This window comes from Alistipes putredinis DSM 17216, from assembly GCF_000154465.1.
Classification (GTDB): Bacteria; Bacteroidota; Bacteroidia; order Bacteroidales; family Rikenellaceae; genus Alistipes; species Alistipes putredinis.
The window spans coordinates 221,785-245,594 of sequence record NZ_DS499579.1; the positions used below are offsets into that span (position 1 = coordinate 221,785).

The following is a 23,810-nucleotide window of genomic DNA, read 5'->3' on the forward strand; positions in this document are numbered from 1 at the left end:
ATTAGGTAGGTTTAGTAGGACGATGAAAAAAATAATTCTGACGATATTTTGCTTCGGAATGCTGTTCCCGCTTCTGGGTTCGGCTGCCCGGCCGTACGGTGTGGAGGAGATTCCCAACGTGCAGGTCGGCAACCGTTATCGGTTCACGTCGAATCCCGACGGGGTTCTTTCCCCTTCGGCAGTCGCCGAGATAGACTCGCTTTGCTATTCGCTCAGGCATCGGGCGCTGGCCCAGGTCGCCGTGGTCGCTGTGGAGGATATTCGCGGAGATGATCTTTTCTCCTTCGCCCATACGCTTTTTTCCCAATGGGGTGTCGGCCGCGCCGATTCGGACAACGGACTGGGCATTCTCTTGGTCGTCGATCGCCGGGAAGTGCGGTTCGTGACCGGACCGGGACTGGAAGGCGTCTTGCCCGATGCACTTTGCAAGCGGATCCAGATGCGTTACATGCTGCCGTATTTCCGGGAGGGAGATTACAGCGCCGGTATGGTGGCGGGGTTGCGTGCCGTGGCATCGGTGCTCGAGGGCAGCGAGCTCGATTCGGGCGGCAACGACGATTTCCGGGCTGCGGACGATTTGCCGGTGTGGGCGGTTTTCCTGATCGTCTTTCTGGTCGTCCTCGTGCCGCTGGGCATCATGCTGGTCGGATTCTACCATTCCAGGCGTTGTCCCCGGTGTCGTGCTTTCGCATTGGTGTTGCAATCGCGGAATCTCGTCGGGCAGACGGACCATTACAACCTGTTCGAAGACACTTACCGTTGCGGCAAATGCGGTTTCGTCGTGAAGCGGCAGTCCCGAAGTGCACGCAGCGATAACAACAACCATCGCGGGGGCGGGGGTATGTGGATCGGAGGTTTCGGCGGCGGACACGGTTCGGGCGGCGGCTTCGGTGGAGGTTTCGGCGGCGGCAGCTTCGGTGGCGGCGGTGCCGGTTCCCGTTGGTAAATTTGGAAATTCACTAAAAAACGATAGAAAAAATGAAAAAAGTTATCTGGATCGTAGTGGTCGTACTTGTGGTGCTGTTCATCAGCGGCTCCTGTTCGGCCTATAACAGAATGGTCACGGCCGAAGAGACCGTCAATACGACTTGGGCCGATGTCGAGGCGCAGTACCAGCGTCGTTCCGACCTGATTCCCAATCTGGTCAATACCGTCAAGGGCTATGCTGCGCACGAGCAGTCCACTTTTACCGAGGTGGTCGAGGCCCGTGCCCAGGCCATGTCGTTCAAACTGGATGCAGCGGACCTGACGCCCGAGAAGCTGGCCGAGTTCCAGCAGGCGCAGCAGAAGGTGGGATCGGCTCTGGGGCGCCTGATCGCCGTTGCGGAGCAATATCCCGACCTGAAGGCCAACCAGAATTTCCTGGAGCTGCAAGCCCAACTGGAAGGAACGGAAAACCGGATCGCCGTGGCCCGCACACGCTTCAACGATGCGACCCGGCAGTATAACGTGACGATCCGCCGCTTCCCTGCCAACCTGATCGCCGGCATGTTCGGCTTCGATCAGAAAGCCTATTTTGCGGCCGAGGAAGGTGCGCAGACCGTACCGGAGGTGAAGTTTTGAGATTCCGGCCTGTGAACGGCGGTGCGGCGATCCTGAAAGGTCGCCGCACCGCGTTATGTGTCGAGGTCGTAAATGGGATTTCGCCGGTCCTCCGAAGGCTTCGGCCGTGGTGCGAACCCTTTTTTGCCGCAAGGAGGTATTGATAAAAATTTCGGGGATCGCGGTTAAAATACCCGATAAATTTTTGTACTTTTGTTCCTTGAATTATCATGGATAATTGTGACCATACCTTATGTTAAGCGTTTTATTCTACCTTTTCCTGTTCGTTATCTGCACTTTTTTTCTGGTATTGTCCGCCGTGGCGTTGCTTTTGACGTGGCCTTTCGACAAATCCCGGAGGATCGTGCACGAACTGTCCCGGATACTGGTCCGTATTTTCTATGCAGTTCCGCCTCTGTGGAAGTTCCGGGTTACCGGCAGGGAGTATATCGACCGTCGCAAACCGTACGTTATCGTGGTCAATCACCAGGCCGGCCTGGATATTCCGACCCTCTATTTCGTACCGCTCAACTTCCGGTGGGTTTCCAAGCGGGAAGTTTTCAAGGTGCCGTTTTTCGGCCAGTTCCTTTTGCTGCACGGGGATATCTGCATCAACCGGGGACATGCTACGGCCGCGATGGAGAAGGTGATCCGCGACGGAAAGCTGTGGCTTTCGCGCGGGGCTTCGGTGGCGATCTTTCCGGAGGGCACGCGTTCGCACGACGGCGAAATCTATCGTTTCAAGGCGGGGGCTTTCACGCTGGCGCGCGAGGCGGGCGTCGAAATTCTGCCTGTGGTGCTCGACGGTACGACCACGATGATCGGCCGCAACGGGATGTTCAACTGGCGCAATAAATTGACGGTAAGTATTCTGCCGCCGGTGAGCGCCGAACGGGTCGCCGCTGCCGATCCGAAGGAGCTGATGGAGCAGGTGCGGGCTTCGATGTGCGTAAGGCTCGCCGAAATCAGGAAACAGAAATAAACGATTATGTTCGATAAAAAGATAGATAACACCAGCAACAGCTATGGCGACGATGCCATTGTGACCCTCTCGCCGAGGGAGCATATCCGGTTGCGGCCGGGTATGTATATCGGCAAGCTGGGCGACGGCTCGCAGGCCGACGACGGCATTTACGTCCTGATCAAGGAGGTGGTGGACAACTCTGTCGATGAGTTCATCATGGGCGCCGGCAAGCAGATCGACGTGACGGTCGAGGACGACATCGTGACTGTCCGCGACTACGGGCGCGGCATTCCGCTCAAGTCCCTCGCTGCGGCCGTCAGCGAGATGAATACCGGCGGCAAGTACGGCGGTTCGGCCTTCAAGAAGACCGTCGGACTGAACGGAGTCGGCGTCAAGGCCGTCAATATGCTTTCGAGCGAATTTACCGCCCGTTCGGTGCGCGACGGCGAGGCCCGCACGGTGACTTTCGCGCAGGGGCTCGAACAGAGCGACCGCTGGGAGAGCGGCGTGCAGGAGAAAAACGGTACGTTTATCAGTTTCCGTGTGGACCGGGAGGTGTTCGGTGACTATTCCTACAATCTGGAGTATGTCGAGCAGATGATTCGCAACTATACTTACCTCAATCTGGGGCTGACCTTCCGTTTCAACGGCCAGAGCTATGTTTCGAAGAACGGCTTGCTGGACCTCCTGGGCGAGAACATGACCGAAGAGCCGCTCTATGCGCCGATCCACCTTTCGGGCGAGGATATCGAAGTGGCCATCGCACACGGTACGGGCTACGGCGAGAGTTACTATTCGTTCGTCAATGGACAATACACCTCGCAGGGCGGTACGCATCAGGCGGCTTTCCGTGAAGCGATCGCCAAGACCATCAAGGAGTTTTATCACAAGGATTACGATCCTTCGGACATCCGCACGTCGATCATCGCCGCCATTTCGGTCCGTGTGACCGATCCGGTGTTCGAGTCGCAGACCAAGATCAAACTGGGCTCGAAGGAGATCGAACCGGGGGTTCCGCTGCGCAACTTCATCGTCGATTTTCTGGCCAAGCACTTGGACGACTACCTGCACAAGCACTCCGAGACGGCGCAGATTCTGCAAAAGAAGATCGTCGAGAACGAGAAGGAGCGCAAGGCGATCTCCGGTATTCAGAAGAAAGCCCGCGAAACGGCCAAGAAGGTGTCGCTCAACAACAAGAAGCTGCGCGACTGCAAGATACATCTGACGGACAAGAACGAGCTGGCCGAGGAGTCGATGATCTTCATCACGGAGGGTAATTCGGCATCCGGTTCGATCACCAAGAGCCGCGACGTGCGTACGCAGGCGGTTTTTTCGCTGCGGGGCAAGCCGCTCAACTGCTTCGGCCTCACGAAGAAGGTCGTATATGAGAACGAGGAGTTCAACCTGTTGCAGGCGGCGCTCAACATCGAGGAGGATATGGACAACCTGCGGTACAACAAGGTCGTGATCGCCACCGATGCCGATGTCGATGGCATGCACATCCGTCTGTTGCTGATGACCTTCTTCCTGCAATTCTTTCCTGACGTGATCCGCGGCGGACACCTGTACGTGTTGCAGACACCGTTGTTCCGGGTGCGTAACAAGAAGGAGACGCATTACTGTTACAGCGAGGAGGAGAAAAACCGGGCGGTTGCACGATGCGGCGCCAACGCCGAAATCACCCGTTTCAAAGGTCTGGGTGAGATTTCTCCCGACGAGTTCCGGGGATTCATCGGCCAGGATATCCGCTTGGACAAGGTGCGGCTTACGAAGGACGACCCGATCCACGATATGCTGGAGTTCTACATGGGTAAGAACACCTATGAGCGGCAGGGCTTCATTATCGGTAACCTGCGTATCGAGGAGGATATCGTGGAGAGCGACCTGGCGATCGGGTAACCGCCGTTTCTTGTCGGCCGGTGCGGTTTTCTTGTGCGGTGCCGGTGCGAAACCGAAAACAGAACATAGACTATGAGCGAACAAAGAGAAGATATGACGGAACGGGACGATCTGCCCGGCGAGGTTCTTGCGGCGGCGGATGACGCTGCACGGAGTGTCGGGGCCGAAGAGTCCGCCGCTCCGACGGGCAAATACGGCAAGTTGCTCTCCGAGGAGGGCGGCGTGCGCAAGCTGACGGGTATGTACCGCAACTGGTTCCTCGATTACGCTTCGTATGTCATCCTGGAGCGAGCCGTTCCGCACGTGCAGGACGGACTCAAGCCGGTGCAGCGGCGTATTCTGCACGCCATGAAAGCCGTCGATGACGGTCGTTACAACAAGGTGGCCAATATCGTGGGCCAGACCATGCAGTATCACCCGCACGGCGACGCTTCGATCAAGGATGCGCTGGTGCAGTTGGGACAGAAGGACCTGCTGATCGACTGTCAGGGCAACTGGGGCAACATCCTCACGGGCGACGAAGCAGCTGCGGGCCGTTACATCGAAGCCCGCCTGTCGAAATTCGCCCTCGACGTGGTTTTCAACAAGAAGACGACCGAGTGGATGCGCTCCTACGACGGCCGTAACGAGGAGCCGGTGACGCTTCCCGTGAAATTCCCGCTGCTGCTGGCGCAGGGTGCCGACGGTATCGCGGTCGGTCTGGCGTCGAAGATTCTGCCGCACAACTTCATCGAGCTGATCAATGCGGCGATCGCGCATTTGCAGGGGAGGGATTTCGTGCTGTACCCCGATTTCCCGACGGCCGGCATGATCGACGTGAGCCGTTACAACGACGGACTGCGGGGCGGTACGGTCAAGGTGCGTGCCCGCATTTCGAAGATCGACAAGCGGACGCTGGCCATCACCGAGATTCCCTACACCACGACCACCGAGTCTATCAAGGATTCGATCGTCAAGGCCAACGAGAAGGGAAAGATCAAGATCCGCAAGGTGGACGACAATACGGCCGAGAAGGTCGAAATCATCGTGCAGGTCGCGCCCGACGAGTCGTCGGACAAGACCATCGACGCGCTCTACGCTTTTACGGACTGCGAAGTGTCGATCGCCCCGAATGCCTGCGTGATCTGCGATGACAAACCCCATTTCCTGGGGGTGAGCGAGATCCTGCGCCGTTCGGCGGAGCATACCCGCGAGCTGCTGAAAATGGAGCTTGAAATCCGCCTGAACGAACTCAACGAAGCATGGCATGCGGCTTCTCTGGAGCGGATTTTCATCGTTAATAAATTGTATCAGCTCATCGAGGGCTGCAAAACCCGCGAGGAGGCTTACGCAGCCGTCGGCAAGGGGCTGGAACCGTTTACCAAGGTGCTGCGCCGTGCGGTCACGACCGAGGACATCCAGCGTCTGACGGAGCTGAAGTTCATCCGTATTTCGCGTTACGACAGCGACAAGGCCGACAACGAGATCCGGCAGATCGAGGAGGATATCGCCCAGACGCAGCACCATCTGGCGCATCTGACCGACTATACGATTGCTTATTACGAACGTATCCGCGACAAATACGGCAAGGGCCGCGAGCGGCGTACCGAGTTGCGCGAGTTCGACTCGATCGAAGCGACGAAGGTCGCTGTCACCAATGCCAAACTGTACGTCGATCGTGTGGAGGGCTTCTTCGGAATCGGCAAGTCGATGAAGGATTCCGAGTTCGTGTGCGACTGTTCGGACATCGACGACGTGATCGTGTTCACCAAAGACGGCCGCTATGTGATTACGAAGGTGAGCGACAAAGCCTTTTTCGACAAGAATATCTATTATATCGGGGTGTTCAAGCGCAACGACGAGCGGACGATCTATAACGTCCTCTACCGCGACGGCAAGAACGGCCCGATCCTGATGAAGCGCTGCGCCATCAAGGGTATCACGCGCGACAAGGAGTACAACATCACCAAAGGCGATCCGAAGAGTGAAATCCTCTATATGTCTGTCAATCCGAACGGTGAGGCCGAAGTGTTGAAGATTTACTTCAAGCCGCGTCCGCGTTTGAAGAAGGTGATCGTCGATCTCGATTTCTCGACCGTGGCGATCAAGGGGCGGCAGAGCCAGGGCAACCTTTTCTCGCGTTACGGCATCCATAAGATCGTCCTCAAGGAGCGGGGTACTTCGACCCTCGGAGGACAGCAGATCTGGTACGACGAAGACGTGCACCGGCTCAATACGGACGGCCGGGGCGTATTGCTCGGCGAGTTCCAGGGGGATGACAAACTCATTGTCCGCACGGCCAAGAACGTCTATTACACGACGAATTTCGACATTACGCAGCACTTTCCCGACGATACGGTTCACGTGTCGAAATATTCGCCCGACACGGTCTATGCGGTGGCCTATTTCGACCGCTCGCAGAATTACTACTATCTGAAGCGCTTTACGGCCGAGCAGGGTGAAAAGATGCAGTCGTTCCTGGACGAAGATGCCGATCTGGTGGCCGTGACGTCCTGCCCGGGGGCTGTGCTGGTGCTGACCTTCCAGGGGGCACAGGCTTCGCGTCCGGCGGAGGAGATCGACGTGGACGGTTTCGTCGGCGTGAAGAGCCACCGGGCCAAGGGCAAGCGCCTTACGACCTACGACGTGGCGACGCTCGCTTTCGTGGAGCCGGAGCGACCCGAGCGGCCGGAGCCTTCCGGGGAGGATGCTCCGAATGGTTCGGAGGGGGATTTCGACCTGCCCGAAACGATGACCGTCGAGGGTACGGACGCCGAGTTCGAAATCGAACGTCCGAAAGGCGACACGGAGGAGGTGATCGTCGATACCGAGCAGTTGAATTTATTTTAGGAGTTAGGATATGATCGTTTTTCTGGTCGGATACATGGGGTGCGGAAAAACCACCATCGGCCGTCGGCTCGCCCGGCGGTTGGGTTACGACTTCGCCGATACCGACGACCGGATCGAGAAACAGGAGGGTGCCGACGTGTGCGACATCTTCCATTATGCCGGTGAGGAGTATTTCCGCAAGGCGGAGCGCGGGATGCTCGAACAGCTGATCGCTTCGGGCGACGACCTGGTGGTTTCCACGGGCGGCGGGCTTCCCGTCTGGGCGGACAACATGGTCCGTATGAACGGAGCCGGTCTGACGGTCTATATCCGCCGTTCGGCAGAGCAGATCGCAGCGCGTTTGAGTCCTCACGGACGTTGGAAGCGCCCCAAGTTGAGGGGACTCGACGACCGGGAGCTGGTCGAATTCATGTCGCGCAACATGGCCGAGCGGGAGCCGTTTTACGGCCAGGCTGCGCTGACGATCGACGGCGGCGCGATGAGCGACGACGAAATCCTCGAATTTATCACTGAAAAACTGAAGGAACGAAATGGATAACCGGCCTGTCGGCGTATATGATTCGGGGTTGGGCGGCCTGACGGTCTGGCGCGAAATCCGCCGCCAGTTGCCGGAGGAGTCGCTCGTCTATCTGGGCGACGGTAAGAATTGTCCCTATGGTGCGCGTCCGGCCGATGAGATCTGCCGTCTGGCGGACGAGGCGGTCGGACGGCTGGTCGGTGCCGGTTGCAAAATGGTCGTCGTCGCCTGCAATACGGCTACGGCTGCGGCCATCGATTTTCTGCGCCGCAAATACCGGCAGATGCCTATCGTGGGGATGGAACCCGCCGTGAAGCCCGCCTGCCTGAATACCCGCAGCGGGGTGGTAGGTGTGCTGGCTACGGCCCGGAGTCTGGACGGCGATCTGTTCCGCCGCACGGCGGCCCGTTACGGGGAGAATATCCGGGTGCTGACCGCCGTAGGCGAAGGGTTCGTCGAACTGGTCGAGGAAGACCGCGAACAGTCGCCCGAAGCCGTTGAGACTGTGCGCCGCGTGCTGGAGCCGATGATCCGCGAGGGTGCCGACCAGATCGTGCTGGGTTGTACGCACTATCCGTTCCTGCTCCCGGTTTTCCGGCAGGTGATCGGTGAACGCGGGGTTGCCGTGGTCGATCCTTCGCCTGCCGTAGGACGCAGGGTGGGGCAGTTGCTCGACCAGTATGACCTGCGGGCCGAAAAAGGCGCCACCGCGAATTACGGATTTCTTACCTTTGCGGATGAAGCGTACCGGTCGCGGCTGGAATGCAAGGCTTTCGGTTAGCGGCTCCGCACCGGCTGCGGTCCGAAAACGGAATCGGGGGGGGGGCGGCCCTTTCGAAACCGATCCTGCATTTGAACTTTCCGAAAAAAATCCCTACCTTCGCTCGATAAATATACGATATGGCTACCAAGAAAAACAGTTCGGCAAAAAGCCCGCAGGCTACCTCCCGTTCCAACCGTGACAGCATGCGTTGGATACTGGGCTTGCTGCTGCTTTTCGCGGGGCTTTTCCTGACGGCTTCGGTGCTGTTTTACTATTTCGACTGGCGGGCCGACATGAGCCTTGTGTCCGGTGTCGAACAGGAGGATCCCCGCCTGGCAGACCTGTCGGATGCGATCGAGAATCCCTGCGGTTACGCCGGGGCTTGGTTGGCCGAGCGTCTGGTGGGGCGTTCGTTCGGCCTGTTCGGTATCATTTTGCCCCTGATCGTCACGATGGTCGGAGTGCGGATCATCCGCCAGCGTCCGCTGCTTTTCAACCATTCGGTGCTCGGAGCTTTGTTGATTCTGATTCTGGGTTCCCTTACGTTGGGCTTCGCCTTCGGCGAGAAGTGGGCCGTTTTCGGCAGCGGGTGGGGCGGTGCCTTCGGGGTCGAGGTCGCCCGGAGGCTGACGAGCGTGATCGGCGTGCTGGGAAATATCATCCTGTTGCTGGGCGCCTGGATTCTGACGGGCGTGTTCATCAACCGCAACTTCATCAATACGGTCAATACGGCAGGCAATGCAATGGTGGACAAGGGCGGCAAGATCGTCGATCTGGTCAAACAGTCGGTCGTGAATGTCGCCGACCATCGTTCGAAATCCGGGGAGGAGAAGACCGATCCCGAGCCTGAACCCGATTCTAAACCCGAATCCGAACGGCCCCAGCCCGAACCCGTGCCTGCTCCCGTCGATGCGTCGGCCCGCACTTCCGCTGCGGATGGAGCGGCCGAGGTGACGATTCAGCGGCCTGCGCCGGTTGCGGCTCCCGTTCCCGATGAGCCGGACGAGAGTCCCTTCCTCGAAATTCCCCTTACGGAAGAGGTTCCTGCAACGGTTGCCGAGCCGGCTCCGTCCCGTTCTGCCGGACCCCGTATCGTGGGGGGCGACGATGTATTTACCGAGGTCGATCTTTCGGGAGGCGAAGCCGACGCTGCCTTTACCGCACCCCGGGAACCCGAGCAACCGCAGTATGCGTCGGAGCCCGCGCCGGTCGTGGACGGAATTACGGAATATACGCTTACGGCGGAGCCGGAAATTCCGGCCGAAGGCGTCGTGGTGACCGTTGAAGCACGCGAGGCCAAGGTCGTGGACGAGAAAAGCATCGAGAGCAGTCTCTACGACCCGTTGAAGGATCTGAACAACTACCAGCGTCCGCCCGTGACGCTGCTCGAGGATTATACGTCCGATTCGCAGGTGAGCGACGAGGAGATTTACGAGAACAAGTCCAAGATCGAACAGACGCTCAAGGATTTCGGGATTCCGATCCAGCGGATCAAAGCTACGGTGGGACCTACGGTGACGCTCTATGAGATCGTGCAGGCCCAGGGCGTCAAGATCTCCAAGATACAGGGATTGGAGAACGATATCGCCCAGAGCCTCAAGGCGCTCGGTATCCGCATCATCGCTCCGATTCCGGGCAAGGGTACCATCGGTATTGAGGTGCCGAACCGCGACAAGCAGGTCGTGTCGATGTATTCGGCCGTGCGTTCGCTGCGGTTCCAGGAGTCGAAGGCCGAACTTCCGGTGGTGATCGGTCGCACGATCCAGAACGAGAACTATGTCTTCGACCTGGCGAAGATGCCTCACCTGCTCGTGGCCGGTGCTACGGGGCAGGGTAAGTCGGTCGGTTTGAATGCCATCATCACCTCGCTGCTTTACAAGAAACACCCCTCGCAGCTCAAGTTCGTGATGATCGATCCCAAGATGGTCGAGTTCTCGCTCTATTCCAAGATCGAGAAGCACTTCCTGGCCAAGATGGAGTCCGAGGACGAAGCGATCGTCACCGACCCCCGCAAGGCGGTCTATACGCTCAACTCCCTCTGTACGGAGATGGACAACCGGCTGGAACTTTGCAAGATGGCGGGAGCCCGCAACATCGCCGAATACAACGATAAATTCACGGCGCGGCGGCTCAATCCCGAAAAGGGACACCGCTACCTGCCCTATATCGTAGTTGTGGTCGATGAGTTCGCCGACCTGATTATGACGGCCCGCGAGGTCGAAGGTCCCGTGATGCGTCTGGCGCAGAAAGCCCGTGCCATCGGTATTCACCTGATTATCGCCACGCAGCGCCCCGACGTGAAGGTCATCACGGGCGGTATCAAGGCCAATTTCCCGGCCCGTATCGCCTTCCGCGTGATGCAGATGATCGACTCGCGCACGATCATCGATCAGCCGGGCGCCAACCAGCTTATCGGCCGGGGCGACATGCTCTTCTCGAAGGACGGGGAGCTGATCCGTATCCAGTGTGCGCTGGTCGAAACCCGCGAAGTGGAGCGGATCGTGGATTTCATCGGCCGCCAACAGGGATATTCCGAAGCCTACCGGCTGCCCGATTACGTGCCGGAATCGAGTGGCGGAGAATCCTCGTCGCTGGGCAGCGAGAGCGGGGCTCCGGTGCGCTACGACACGCTGTTCGCCGACATTGCCCGTGCAGCCGTGTCGCAGGGACAGATTTCGACCTCTTCGATTCAGCGCAATTACGAGGTGGGCTTCAACCGTGCCGGTCGGATCATGATGCAGCTCGAGCGGGCCGGCATCGTCGGCCGTCAGGAGGGAGCCAAGCCGCGCGATATTCTCTTCCACGACCTGCCTTCGCTGGAGGCCCGCCTGCAGGAGTTGGGAGTATTTTGATGCGATGATCGCTCCGGACGAGGCTTGAATGTGTTTGGGTATTATGAAATAGGGATTGCCGTTGTCTTGTCGTACGAAAGCGGGGTGCGGAACACTCTTCGGATTGGTAATTCGGAATAAAAACGAGGGAGAAAACGATGAATTGGATCGTATTGTTTATCGCGGGAGTTTTCGAGGTGGCCATGACTTTCTGTTTAGGGAAGACCAAGGGGGCCCAGGGTACGGAGCTTTATCTTTGGATCGGAGGGTTCGTCCTGGCGACAGTGTTGAGTATGGGTTTGCTGGCCAAAGCCGTGCAGACGCTCCCGATCGGTACCGCGTACGCTATTTGGACCGGCGTGGGAGCTCTCGGTACGGTGTTGCTGGGGATTTTCGTCTTCGGCGAATCGGCGGGTTTCGCCCGGATTTTTTTTATCGTTACCTTGTTCGGTTCTATCGTCGGACTAAAATTGGTTTCGCATTGAATATATTGAATAAGGATGGTCGAAACATTCGTGATGTCGATTGTCGTTTTTCGGATTTTTGAATTCGACCGTTGTCGGAGCGGTTTCGGAGTACATTTGCAGATTCGGCCGATGTATTCGGGCGAAAATCGACGGAATGACGACGGTTCGGTCTATCGGAGTATAATCGGAAAAAATATCTTATGAAACGATCTGTTTTGTTGTTGGCGGCACTGTTTGCCGTGTTCTCTGTCCAGGCCGATAACCGGCCGCAGGCCGTGTTGAAGCAACTGACCGCTGCGCTCGGAGCGCTGGAGGGGTACAGCGTAGTCTTCGAGGTGCATACCGACGGGGATGTCGTGCCGGGCTATTATGAGGTGAGCGGCGACAACTACTATATGCATGTCAATGGGCAGGAGGTTTACGGCGATGCGGAGTTCCGTTACGAAATCGACCCCGATCGTAAAGAGGTGGTTATCGACCGTGTGGATCTCACGTCCCATAATCTGCTCAATAATCCCACCCGGGCGTTCGATTTCATCGACGGCGAATATGCCGCCTCGCTTTTGAGCGAGAAGGGAAGCACGGCCGTAATCCGGCTTACTCCGCTGCGTATCCAGTCGGCCGTCGGGCAGATCGACGTCGAAGTGGACACGGCCCGTTCGCTGCCGACGGCAGTGATCTACGAAATCGACGGCGACCGGGTTCGGATCGACATCCGTTCCGTCACCGTTCACGAGGCGTCGCCCCGCACTTTCGATGCGGAGAATTACGCCGGGTACGAGTGGATCGATTTCCGGTAGTGTATTTTTCCCGATCGTGCTGGCGGTCGTAAATAGGGCGTGATGTATAAAATTTGTCCGAACGGCTTTGAAATTCCCCGACACTTTGCCGGGGGATTTTTTTGATGTTGTCAAAACGGCTGAAAAGGGCTGAAAATGGTGTGTGCGGTGAAAAAACTTGCGGAAACGGGTGATTTTATTGGGTCCAAAGTTGCTTATTCGACGAATAAATGCTATTTTTGTGTGTTTATAGAATGTATTTTCGGATGTTTTCGATAAGCGGGAACCGACGAATAGACTCGTCGGACCGAGCGAAGAGAACAAAGAACGTAAGTCCGCTGTTTTCGATCGGGCGAAGAAGTAGTCCGAATGTAGAAAATAAGGGGTAAAGTTCGATGTTTTCGACCGGCGAAGGGCGGCGCGGGATGCGTTCGGGCCATGCCGGGCAGAGAAAACGAAGAGAGAAACTCAAAGAATAACATGCTGACAGAAGAAGAAAAGAATGCCGGATTGGAGGGAAAAATCATTCCCATCAATATCGAAGAGCAGATGAAGTCCGCTTACATCGACTATTCGATGTCCGTTATCGTATCGCGTGCGCTGCCGGACGTGCGGGACGGTTTGAAGCCCGTACACCGTCGTATTCTTTACGATATGAGTGCGGAACTGAACCTCTACTCCGACAAACCCACGCGTAAATCCGCCCGTATCGTCGGCGACGTGCTGGGTAAGTTCCACCCGCACGGCGACAGTTCGGTCTATGAAGCGATGGTGCGTATGGCCCAGGATTGGTCGATGCGCTACCCGCTGGTGGACGGTCAGGGTAACTTCGGTTCGATGGACGGCGATTCGCCTGCGGCGATGCGTTATACCGAGGCCCGCATGCAGAAGATCACCGATGAGGTGATGGCCGATATCGACAAGGATACGATCGATTGGACGCTCAACTTCGACGATACGATCCCCGAACCTACGGTGCTTCCGACGAAGATCCCCTTGTTGCTGGTGAACGGCGCGAGCGGTATCGCCGTCGGTATGGCGACCAATATGGCGCCGCACAATCTGGGCGAGGTGATCGATGCCTGCTGTGCTTTCGTGGACAATCCGGAGATAGCATGTGAGGAACTGCTCAAGTACGTCAAGGGCCCCGATTTCCCGACCGGAGGAATTATTTACGGCTACGAAGGGGTTCGGGAAGCGTTGCTGACAGGCCGGGGCCGTGTGGTCATGCGTGCCCGCACGGAGATCGAGCATACGGCCAGCGGCCGCGAGTGCATCGTCATCACCGAAATTCCCTATATGGTCAACAAGGCGGAGATGATCAAGAAGATCGCCGACCTTATCAACGAAAAGAAGATCGAGGGCATTTCCTATATCAACGACGAGTCCGACCGGAACGGCATGCGTATCATCGTCATCCTGAAACACGATGCCGTGGCGAGCGTGGTGCTCAATACGCTGTATAAGAATACGCCGCTGCAAACCTCGTTCGCGGTGAACAACATCGCGCTGGTGAACGGTCGTCCGATGATGCTCAATCTGCTGGATCTGGTGCAGCATTTCGTCGAGCACCGCCACGACGTGATCGTGCGGCGCACGCGCTTCGATTTGGCCAAGGCCGAGAAGAGGCTGCATATCGTGTTGGGTCTGCTCATCGCGCAGGACAACATCGACGAGATCATCCACATCATCCGGGCAGCCAAGAACCCCGACTTGGCCAAGCAGGCCATGATGGAGCGCTTCAGCTTGAGCGACGCACAGGCTTCGGCCATTATCGAGATGCGTCTACGCGCTCTGACGGGACTCGAACACGACAAGCTGGTTGCCGAGCGCAACGAGCTGGAGGCGCAGATCGCTTATTTCAACGATGTGCTGGGCAGCCGCGAATTGCAGATGAAGATCGTTAAGGACGAATTGTTGGAGGTGAAGGCCAAATACGGCGACGAACGGCGCTCGGAGATCGTTTACGCTTCCGAAGAGTTCAACCCGGAGGATTTCTACGCCGACGACGAGATGGTCATCACCATTTCGCACCTGGGCTATATCAAACGTACGCCGCTGGCCGAATACCGTACCCAGAACCGGGGCGGCGTCGGCGCCAAGGGCAGCGCGACGCGCGACGAGGATTTCATCGAGCATATCTATATGGCCACGATGCACAATACGATGCTCTTCTTCACGGAGAAAGGCCGTTGCTATTGGCTCAAGGTTTACGAGATTCCCGAAGGGACGCGCTCCTCGAAAGGACGGGCGATTCAGAACGTCATCCAGATCGAGCCGGACGACAAGGTGCGTGCCTATATCAACGTGAAGCGTCTGGACGATGCGGAATACGTGAACAACAACTATATCATCATGTGTACCAAGGACGGCACGATCAAGAAGACCAAACTGGAAGCGTACTCGCGTCCCCGTCAGAACGGCGTCAATGCCATCGTGATCCGCGAGGGCGACCAGTTGATCGAGGCCAAACTCACCAGCGGCAGCGCCGAGGTAATGATCGCGGCCCGGGAAGGCAAGGCGATCCGCTTCAACGAGAACACGGTGCGTCCGATCGGACGTGTCGGGGCCGGTGTGCGCGGTATTTCGCTCGACGAAGGCGACGAGGTGGTCGGCATGATCTGCATCGAACCCAATAGCTCGCAGGACGTGCTGGTACTCAGCGAGAACGGTTACGGCAAGCGTACCGATCTGGACGAATACCGCATTACCAACCGCGGCGGCAAGGGTGTGAAGACGATCAACATTACGGAAAAAACCGGCAAGCTGATTTCGATCCAGGCTGTGACCGACGAGAACGACCTGATGATTATTAACCGTTCGGGGCTGACGATCCGTACGGCGGTAGATCAGATCCGTGTGGCGGGACGTGCTACGCAGGGCGTGCGTATCATCAACCTGCGTGAGGGAGATGCCATCGCTTCGGTAATTGCCGTTCCCGCCAACGAAGAGGAGGAGCCGGCGGTCCTCGATGGGGCGGGCGCTCCGGAATCCGAGTCCGAAGAGAACGTTAGTAAAGAACAATAGAAGATAATACCTATAAATTAAAAACCCCGTTCATTATGAAAAAACTTATTTTGGCCCTGGCCGCCGTTGCCTTGTTGGGAACTGCTGCCCAGGCACAGAAAATCAACAAGGAGGCCTTGTTGCAGAAGATCGAAAAGAACGAAACGGCGAGTGCCGATGCGAAGAAGGGAGCGAAAGCCGCTACCTGGCTCAATTTGGGTAAGAGCTATGTCGAGGCCATACTCGCTCCTACCAAAGACCTCTATGTCGGAGAACTCGGCCTGCAGCTGGATATGACATTCGGCAGCCCGAAGTCGATCGACGAAGTGACGATCAACGGGATGTCGGTGGCCGCACAGAATTACGATTATTTGACCGTTTATGTTTCCAATGGACAGGTCATCGGCTGGAAGGAGATAGAACCTGTAAAGGAAGGTGCTATCGATAAGGCGATCGCTGCTTTGAACAAGGCTTACGAACTCGATTCCAAGCAGGGTCCGAAAGTCAAGGAGCAGCTTATGGCGATCAGCAACTACTGTTCGCAATTGGGCGATGCTTGCAATAATATCGGTGAATACAAACTCGGTTCGGAGGCTTTCGAAACCGCTTTCCGCGCGGAGATGAGTCCGGCTTGCGGTACTCCCGACGCTTCGCGCCTTTACTATGCGGGCTATCTGGCCGCTGCTGCCGGCGAGAAGGACGCTGCTGAATATGCTCGCGGCGTGGAATTGTTGAATAAGGCGCTTGAAATGGGATATACGGATGACAACGGTATGATCTATTACTACCTGTTCCATAATTATTATGGCCAGCGTGAGGCGGACCGTGCCAATGTCCTGAAAGCCAAAGACGCCCTGATGACCGGTATTACTAAATTCCCGAAGAATCAGGATATTCTCAAGAGTTTGATTATGTTGTATTCGATGGAAGAGGGATTGGGCGATTCGTCGGAACTGGTTACGATGCTCGACGATGCGATTGCCGGTGATCCCCAGAACATCGAACTGTGGTTCAGCCGTGCCCAGATCTTCGTTTCGTTGGAGGATTACGATGAGGCGATTGCCTCCCTGGAGAAGGCGATCGAACTGAATCCTCAGTCTTATGAAGCGCAGTTCTTTACGGGTTACTACATCATTATGAAGGCCGATGCACTGAATCAGGAGGCCAATGAGAAAGAATATACCAATGCGGGCGAGTATGAAGCCGACCAGAAGGAGATTCTTTCGATCTATTCGCAGGCTGTTCCCTATCTGGAAGTTGCCCATGAGATTATGCCGCAAAATCCCGATCCCGTACAGCTGCTCAAGACTCTTTGCTATCGTCTGCGCGACGAACCCGGCATGATGGAGAAATACGAGAAATACAACGAGCTTTACAAACAGATGTAATTCGAACGTTGGTTTCCAAATAAAGCCCGGAGCAAGACGCTCCGGGCTTTTTGTTTTTCAACCGATCACTTTGTTTACAGACACGTTTGTTCCCTGTACCGAAATGGCGGCAGCGGTGCGAAGAGGAAAGTTCCGTATAATCTTTTCGTTACTGTTGAAAAATTTATTGCAGTACGGTGTATGCAGTAGTTGAAGAGGAAGGGATCTGCCGGACGAAGAACCCCGGTTATTTGGATCGGCGGAGAGGAAGGGCCGTCCTTTGCAGGGCGAAGATACGTCGGGAAATTTATGCCGCAGCTTTTCGATAGATGAGCCGCAGGCGCCGGGTCATCAGGAGTTGCAGCGTGCCGCGCAGGAACATATAGAGCGTGAAGGCCAGCCAAAGGGCGTTGTTTCCGATGACGGGATAGAGCGAGTAGAAGATACCGAAATAGGCGACGGTCGAGAGCAGCATCGAATTGCGCATCACTTTGGTTTCGGTCGCACCCACCATGATACCGTCCATGATGAAGGGCATGGCGCTGGCCAGCGGGATGAGGATGATCCAGACGATGTAATTACCCGCCGTCGAAACGACCTGTGCTGCGTCCGGAGTTCCGGCCTTGATGAAAATGCCTAACAGGTCGCGCCACCAGATGAGGTATATGCCGACGAACAGCACCGAGATCAGTGTGCCCCAGCCCAGACAACGTCCCAGGCAGCGACGCAGCGATTGTTCGTCCCGGGCTCCGATGAAGCGTCCCGTGAGGGCTTCGGCGGCATAGGCGAAGCCGTCGTTCATGTAGGAGAAAAGGGTGAATATCTGGAGCAGAAGCGTATTGACCGTCAGCAGGATCGGGTCCTCCATACGGGCCGATGCCGCCGTGAAGAAGGTATATACGGCTACGATACAGAGCGTACGGACGATGATGTCGCGGTTGATGAGGAAAAATTTCCGCACCGGTTCCCAGTCCACCACTTCACGCCACGTAAACCGTGTGAGAATTTTGCGGTATCGCAGGATAAGCAGCAGGACCGCCAGCAGGACCCCCGTATTTTGGGCCACGACCGAGCCATAGGCGATGCCCGTGATGCCCATGCCGTGTCCGAATACGAGCCACAGGCTCGTGGAAACGTGTACGATATTCACCGTGACGGCGATACACATCGGGATCACGGCATTCTGCATGCCTGTGTACCAGCCGTTGAATCCGAAGAGCATGATACCGGCGGGTACCGCCCAGATGCGGGCGTAGAAATAGTCGTGTACGATTTCGTTGCCGTTCATGGCCCATAGTGCCAGTCGCCCCAGAGGGTTTTGGAAGCAAATAACCAGCAGGCCGAGGATCGCTGCGACCAGGATGCCCCGGACGAGCATGTTGGTGCATTCGTGGAAATTTCCTGCACCGAAAGCCTGCGCCGTGAGTCCGCTGGTACCCATGCGCACGAAGCTGCAGTTCCAGTAGATGAAGTTGAAGATGGATACGCCGATGGCGAGTGCCCCGATCGTCGCTGCGGAGTTGTCCAGGTGTCCTGCGACGGCGGAACTCACGATACCCATAAGGGGGACCGTGATGTTGGAGATGATGTTCGGAACGGCTAATCGGAGGATTTCTCGGTTCATGTCCTGGGTTTTGATGCGCAAATATACGGCTTTTACGGGTAAGGGGAAATATTTTGGCACGGTATTTCGATCGGATTTCCGCAGGGATAATCCTCTTTTTCCGGAAAATAGCGGCTGTCGGTGCCGTTATCCCGAAAATTCGATTACCTTTGCTGCCTGCACCGGTATTTTCGGCCGGTGCGGAATGCCGGGGTTTTCCCTGTTATGCAGGGGAAATCGAGTGAAATTGCCGATTTGGGACCTGGCGTCGTAAAACGCCGTAGCGTGAGTTTTGCGGGTTCCATCGACGATTGCGATTTCCGGGAATACGACTTATTAAATTCGCAAAACTCACAGAATCGATTATGAAAGATTTCAAAAACGACTCGGATACGACGTTGGCCCGCTTCGGGCGCGATAAGCGGGCGCGTATTTCCTCTGCGGAGCGTATCGAGCGTCGCCCGCGTTTGCAGCGTGATGCCGCCGATTCGGAGCACTCTTCGGACAGCCGTCCGCGCGCATCTTACAACCCTAATTTTACGAGCGACAACCGTCCCGTGCGGGAAGACCGTGCGCACCGTGACGATTCCCGTCGTTTCGGGAACCGGTCGTTCGGTTCGGACGACCGACGTAGGAACGATGCTGCAGATCGGGAGTTCAAGCCTCGTTTTTCGGAGCGGAAAGACGGGTACGCTTCCCGCCCGTACGAGGATAACAAACCGGGCGGTTTCAAGAAGTTCGGCAAACCTTACGGTGAGCAGAAGGAGGGGCGCGACCGGTCATTCGGCGATCGGAAATCCGGCGGTTATAGCCGTTCGGACAAACCTTACGGCGAACGTCGGTACGACGACCGCAAACAGGACGGTTACAAGACATTCGATAAGCCTTACGGTGAACGCCGTTCCGACGATCGGAAATCCGGTGGGTTCCGGGGCGGCGACCGCTCGTTCGGCCGCCGGGACGATAAGTTCCGAAGTTATCCCAGATACAATCCCAACAAACCAACGGGCGAGATACGCCTGAACCGTTTCATCGCCCAGTCGGGGATCTGTTCGCGCCGCGAAGCGGACGATTTCATCCAGGCGGGGCTGGTGACCGTCAATGGGGTGGTCGTGACGACGCTGGGAACGAAAGTCCAGCCTACGGACGAGGTGAAATTCAACGACAGCCGTGTCGAGGGCGAGAAGAAGGTCTATCTGGTGCTCAACAAGCCCAAGGGTTACGTGACTTCGCTCGACGATCCCCACGCCGACAAGACGGTCATGGAGTTGGTGAAGGACGCCTGTACGGAGCGTATCTATCCTGTGGGACGCCTCGATAAGAATAGTGTCGGGCTGTTACTTTTCACCAACGACGGCGATCTGACCCGCCAACTCACGCACCCTTCGTTCCAGAAGAAGAAGATTTACCAGGTGTCGTTGGACAAGCCCCTCACCAAAGCGGATATGGAGCAGATCGCTCAAGGCATTACGCTGGAGGACGGCGAGATCTATGCCGATGAGATCGCCTATGTCAAGGAGGACAAGACGGAGGTGGGGATCGAGATCCATTCGGGCCGCAACCGCATCGTGCGCCGTATTTTCGAGCATCTGGGTTATGCGGTCAAGAAACTTGACCGTGTTTACTACGCCGGGCTTTCGAAGAAAAATCTCAAGCGGGGACAGTGGCGCTTCCTGACCCGCGAGGAGGTGCAGCGCCTCAAGTCGGGGCAGTATGAATAGGAGTGACGCCCAAGCGATGTATAAAGAAAGCCGAAATCCAAAGATTTCGGCTTTCTTGTCGGATGTTCCATCGAGGATTTCCGTTCTGATCCGTCGGATCAGTGGGTCGCCCGGTACCAGGAGGTCTGTGCCCATTCCGGGGCGAATCGTTCGCACGGGGCGCTGGTCGTTACGCCGGAATATTTTCCGTCTTCGATCGTATGCATCCCGTTCGGAGCGTCGCCCAATCCATATACCGAGTAGAACGAAGGCGTATGCAGCCGGCTTTCCGTCGGGAAGGCCTTTCCCATTTGTGCTCTGAACTTATCGAGCAGCGGATCCTTTTCGTCGCAGATCGCCTCGATGTATCCCTGCAAGTCGTAGAATACATGCTCGTCGAGCCCTTCGTAGGTTTGCAGCGATGCCCGGTCGTACGTTTTCCCCGGATACTTCGTTTCGATCTCCTTGACGATAGCCGCCAGCGGCTCCAGTTCGCCGGTGACCGTCAGGGCGATGCAGCCTGATTTCGTGGTCGCGCGGTTCATGTAATAGTCATAGTATTCGCTGCAGACACCCGGCAGGTCGTAACTTGTGCCTGCATCGGCGAGCAGGTGCGGCAGAATATCGGTGTAGTTGAAACCGGCGGCCATCACTTCACACGGTGAAGCGATGATGCGATCGGCACAACCGCGAAGATCGTACAATGCCTCGATCGAAGACATGAAGCAGGCGTCGAAGAGAAGGTAGTCGAAATGCAGCCCCGTGTTGCCGAAGGCCGCTGCCAGTTGCGGAATTTCAGCCCGCTTGCCGGAATCGCCCATCCAGCGGGTCGGCAGGGCATTCGGCATCGGGCTCCAGAAATCCTGGAATGCGGAGAACCGGATGGCATTGACCGACGTACCGTCCGGGACCCAACCCAGCCCGTGTCCGCCGAGGATCAGACCGTATCGACGTGCCGGAGCCTGTTCGGCCATGTAGGAGATAACTTCGGTGATCGTACCTCTGTCCATCGAGTTGAAGTCGGCGTCCGCCCAGCGGCGCAGGGTATCGACCTTGCAGTGTTCGTACGAGAACTGTGCTCCGGGTACGTAATCGTCGTTGCGGGGCGTATAGTAGAGTTCCAATACCATCGAAAGGCCTCTTTGAGGCTGGATGAAAACCAGTACGCGACTGTTGTGGAGTATGTTCCGGTCGATGGCGTTCATCGCGTCATCGACATTTTTCCTGAAGTAAGACCCCAGGTTGGTTCCTGTCAGATAGAACATAATGGTCTGGTCCGCCGTTTCGGGGACCGGCGGGCGGGGAGTGACCCCTTCGTCCTTGTTGCAGCCCGTGAAAAGGGTCGCTGCGAGTGCAAGGACAAGCACTATATGATGTAATTTTTTCATTTGGATCTCGTTCGGGGTGTTTCGTGCCCGTTTTGTGAAGGTTAGAAATACTCCCCCCCCCGCGTAGAGAGGAGGGTGCCTTTGCAGGATGATTCGGAGAAAAGAGTTGTTTTCATCTTATACTTTTATAATAAATTAGGCCGTTGAATTATGCCGGGGCTTCAAGAGCGGTTTTCGTTATTTGTATTCTCTCGGACGCAGGTTGTTGAATTGCCAGGTTCGGGGCCGTTTGAATACGTAGTCGTCGGGTTTGTTCCGGTAGATGCGGCTGTAATCGAAGTAATATCCCTTGATCCGCCCCTCTTCGGTCCGTACCGGCTCGAGCAGGGGGACGTATTCCACCGAGCGGCTGACGACGCGTGCTTTGCCGTAGTGACGGTCGTGTGCGGCCAGCAGATCGAGAGCATGTCCGAACATCAGGATATGCCAGGCGCTCCCTTCCTTGAGGCCGTTGCCGGAATCCTCGATCGTCGCCAGGATGGAGTTCATCCGGTTGTAGTTGATCTGTTCGTTCTTCGAGTCGCCGAGCGCTCCGTAAGCGAATGCCAGCAGGTTCAGCAGTTTGGGGCTGAACGGATCCTGCACCAAGGCATCGTTCACCGCTGCGATCAGTTTCTCGAGGCTTTCGTGCGTCGGATTCTCGAAATCGACCGTTTGGGCGATCAGTATGGCTTTGTCCATGTCCGAATTGGCATTCAAAGGCTTGTAGGCGTCCTGATAGGCATATCCGTAGTAGAGGTAGTGGTAGTCCTCCTCGGTCATCGAGTCGTCGCCCGACTGATACCGCAGCATCAGGTTCGGGTAGTAGTAGGGGGATTCGGAATCCAGCGTCTGCCGGATAATATCCTCTTCGACAGGTATTTTGGCCGTTGCCATCAGAGGCAGAAACAGCAGCAGGACAAGCAATTTTCTCATAGCCTTTTGTGTGCGGCGGTTCAGTGTGCGAATACGGTGCGGAACCCGTTTCGTGCCGCATTGTTATATAAACGTGCGATCAATTCAAATCGTATTTGGCGATCAGTTCTTTGAAGCGGGCTTCGAGCTGCGGGGTTCCGGGAACGAGGGGCAGCCGCAGCGTGTTGCCGATGAGTCCCAGTACCGACATGGCGCATTTCACGCCCGTCGGGTTGCCTTCGGCGAAGAGGGCGGTCACGGCCTCCTCCAGACATTCGTAAGCCTTGTGTGCTCCTTCGAAGTCGCCCTTCTTTGCCAGGTCGATGCAAGTCATCATCTTGCGCGGGAAGGCATTGACCGCTACCGAGATCACGCCGTCGGCGCCCCGGCTCATCAGGTCGAGCGTCAGGGCGTCATCTCCCGAGAGCACCAGAAAATCCCTGCTCCGCCAGTCGAGTATCTCCTGAATCTGGTCGATCTTGCCCGAAGCCTCCTTGATGCCGATGACATTCGGGAAGTCGCCCGCAATGCGGATCGTGGTCGCTGCGGTCATATTGACCCCCGTACGGCCGGGAACGTTGTAGAGAATGATCGGCAGGGGCGAATGTTCCGATACGGTTTTGAAGTGCTGGTACAACCCCTCCTGCGACGGTTTGTTGTAGTAGGGTGTGACGCTCAGGATCGCATCCGCCCCCCGCAGGTCGAATTCGCGCAACTGGTCGAGCACTTCCGAGGTCGAGTTGCCGCCTACGCCGATCACCAGCGGCACGCGCCCTGCGATGTGGTTTTTGATGAACATGGCGACCACGGCCCGTTCGTGCAGGTAGAGGGTCGGGGTTTCTGCCGTCGTGCCGAGTGCGACGATGAAATCCACACCGCCGTCGATGATGTAGTCGATCGTGCGGGCCAAAGCCGGATAATCCACCCGTCCGTCGGGTGTGAAAGGGGTGGGGATGGCTGCGCCGGCGCCGCTGAGTTTGTGTCGTGTCATATCGTTGATAATGTTATATTTGATAATTATATCCTTGAACGCTTCCGAGGCTTCGTCCTGTTTTTCGAATCCGTTCGCGGCCGTTCGTGGCCGCTGTCTGCGTATTTGCATCCCGTTTCCTTTGAATTTCCTTTTCGGAAGGAGTCGGAAACTGCCCGGCCGGAGCCTGGCGAGCGTAGGAGCGAGAAAGGAGTTCGTTCGTATTATTCTGATTTTTTACATCATTATTTTCGGTGTCAGGGCATGCGCCCGAAATAATATTGTGCGTTT

At 56.7% G+C, this 23,810-nt stretch carries 17 protein-coding genes; 13 read left to right on the top strand and 4 right to left on the bottom strand.

Features of this window, described 5'->3' with window-relative positions; translation table 11 throughout:
* Window positions 1-22: 22 nt before the first annotated feature.
* From ALIPUT_RS06880 to ALIPUT_RS06935, 12 genes are all read left to right on the top strand, one after another.
* Window positions 23-946 carry a TPM domain-containing protein gene (locus tag ALIPUT_RS06880; protein WP_004329094.1) on the top strand — a complete coding sequence of 308 codons (924 nt, stop codon included), beginning with the start codon at window positions 23-25 and terminating at the stop codon, window positions 944-946.
* Between the two features lie 32 nt (window positions 947-978).
* Complete coding sequence (locus tag ALIPUT_RS06885) at window positions 979-1,563, top strand: LemA family protein (protein ID WP_004329095.1); 585 nt, start codon at window positions 979-981, stop codon at window positions 1,561-1,563.
* 232 nt (window positions 1,564-1,795) lie between these two features.
* Window positions 1,796-2,524 (top strand): lysophospholipid acyltransferase family protein, encoded by a 729-nt coding sequence (locus ALIPUT_RS06890; RefSeq protein ID WP_004329096.1) that lies wholly within the window; start codon window positions 1,796-1,798, stop codon window positions 2,522-2,524.
* Window positions 2,525-2,530: 6 nt separating this feature from the next.
* Complete coding sequence (locus ALIPUT_RS06895) at window positions 2,531-4,405, top strand: DNA topoisomerase IV subunit B (protein ID WP_004329097.1); 1,875 nt, start codon at window positions 2,531-2,533, stop codon at window positions 4,403-4,405.
* 72 nt (window positions 4,406-4,477) lie between these two features.
* Window positions 4,478-7,234 (top strand): DNA gyrase/topoisomerase IV subunit A, encoded by a 2,757-nt coding sequence (locus ALIPUT_RS06900; RefSeq protein ID WP_004329098.1) that lies wholly within the window; start codon window positions 4,478-4,480, stop codon window positions 7,232-7,234.
* Between the two features lie 10 nt (window positions 7,235-7,244).
* Entirely contained in the window at window positions 7,245-7,772 is a 528-nt protein-coding gene (locus ALIPUT_RS06905) for a shikimate kinase (protein WP_004329099.1), read from the top strand.
* Window positions 7,765-8,532, top strand: a complete 768-nt coding sequence (gene murI / locus ALIPUT_RS06910; protein ID WP_004329100.1) for a glutamate racemase — start codon at window positions 7,765-7,767, stop codon at window positions 8,530-8,532. The genes ALIPUT_RS06905 and murI overlap by 8 nt, the downstream gene beginning before the upstream one ends.
* A gap of 119 nt (window positions 8,533-8,651) precedes the next feature.
* Window positions 8,652-11,366 (top strand): DNA translocase FtsK, encoded by a 2,715-nt coding sequence (locus tag ALIPUT_RS06915; RefSeq protein ID WP_004329101.1) that lies wholly within the window; start codon window positions 8,652-8,654, stop codon window positions 11,364-11,366.
* A gap of 137 nt (window positions 11,367-11,503) precedes the next feature.
* Window positions 11,504-11,830, top strand: coding sequence for a DMT family transporter (locus ALIPUT_RS06920; RefSeq protein WP_004329102.1), 327 nt, complete (start codon window positions 11,504-11,506; stop codon window positions 11,828-11,830).
* A 182-nt stretch (window positions 11,831-12,012) separates the two neighbouring features.
* Complete coding sequence (locus ALIPUT_RS06925; protein WP_004329104.1) at window positions 12,013-12,612, top strand: LolA family protein; 600 nt, start codon at window positions 12,013-12,015, stop codon at window positions 12,610-12,612.
* Window positions 12,613-13,071: 459 nt separating this feature from the next.
* The gene (gene gyrA / locus ALIPUT_RS06930; protein WP_040293560.1) at window positions 13,072-15,618 is read left to right on the top strand and encodes a DNA gyrase subunit A; all 2,547 of its coding nucleotides are present in this window, start codon (window positions 13,072-13,074) and stop codon (window positions 15,616-15,618) included.
* Between the two features lie 35 nt (window positions 15,619-15,653).
* The gene (locus ALIPUT_RS06935) at window positions 15,654-16,985 is read left to right on the top strand and encodes a tetratricopeptide repeat protein (protein ID WP_004329107.1); all 1,332 of its coding nucleotides are present in this window, start codon (window positions 15,654-15,656) and stop codon (window positions 16,983-16,985) included.
* A gap of 286 nt (window positions 16,986-17,271) precedes the next feature.
* On the opposite strand, the gene ALIPUT_RS06940 is transcribed toward ALIPUT_RS06935, so the two are convergent.
* A complete protein-coding gene (locus ALIPUT_RS06940) occupies window positions 17,272-18,588 on the bottom strand; it encodes an MATE family efflux transporter (RefSeq protein ID WP_004329108.1) in 1,317 nt (438 codons plus the stop codon).
* A 344-nt stretch (window positions 18,589-18,932) separates the two neighbouring features.
* Between ALIPUT_RS06940 and ALIPUT_RS06945 the strand changes: the two genes are divergently transcribed.
* Window positions 18,933-20,288, top strand: a complete 1,356-nt coding sequence (locus ALIPUT_RS06945) for a pseudouridine synthase (RefSeq protein WP_004329110.1) — start codon at window positions 18,933-18,935, stop codon at window positions 20,286-20,288.
* Between the two features lie 98 nt (window positions 20,289-20,386).
* Here ALIPUT_RS06945 and ALIPUT_RS06950 read toward each other — a convergent pair whose 3' ends face one another.
* The 3 genes from ALIPUT_RS06950 to dapA all read right to left on the bottom strand — a co-directional run bounded on the left by ALIPUT_RS06950 (window position 20,387) and on the right by dapA (window position 23,540).
* Window positions 20,387-21,655, bottom strand: coding sequence for a clostripain-related cysteine peptidase (locus ALIPUT_RS06950; protein ID WP_004329111.1), 1,269 nt, complete (start codon window positions 21,653-21,655; stop codon window positions 20,387-20,389).
* 177 nt (window positions 21,656-21,832) lie between these two features.
* On the bottom strand, window positions 21,833-22,570 hold the full coding sequence (locus tag ALIPUT_RS06955) for a DUF4919 domain-containing protein (protein WP_004327478.1): 738 nt from the start codon (window positions 22,568-22,570) through the stop codon (window positions 21,833-21,835).
* 79 nt (window positions 22,571-22,649) lie between these two features.
* Window positions 22,650-23,540, bottom strand: a complete 891-nt coding sequence (gene dapA / locus ALIPUT_RS06960) for a 4-hydroxy-tetrahydrodipicolinate synthase (protein WP_022460938.1) — start codon at window positions 23,538-23,540, stop codon at window positions 22,650-22,652.
* Window positions 23,541-23,810 lie beyond the last annotated feature (270 nt).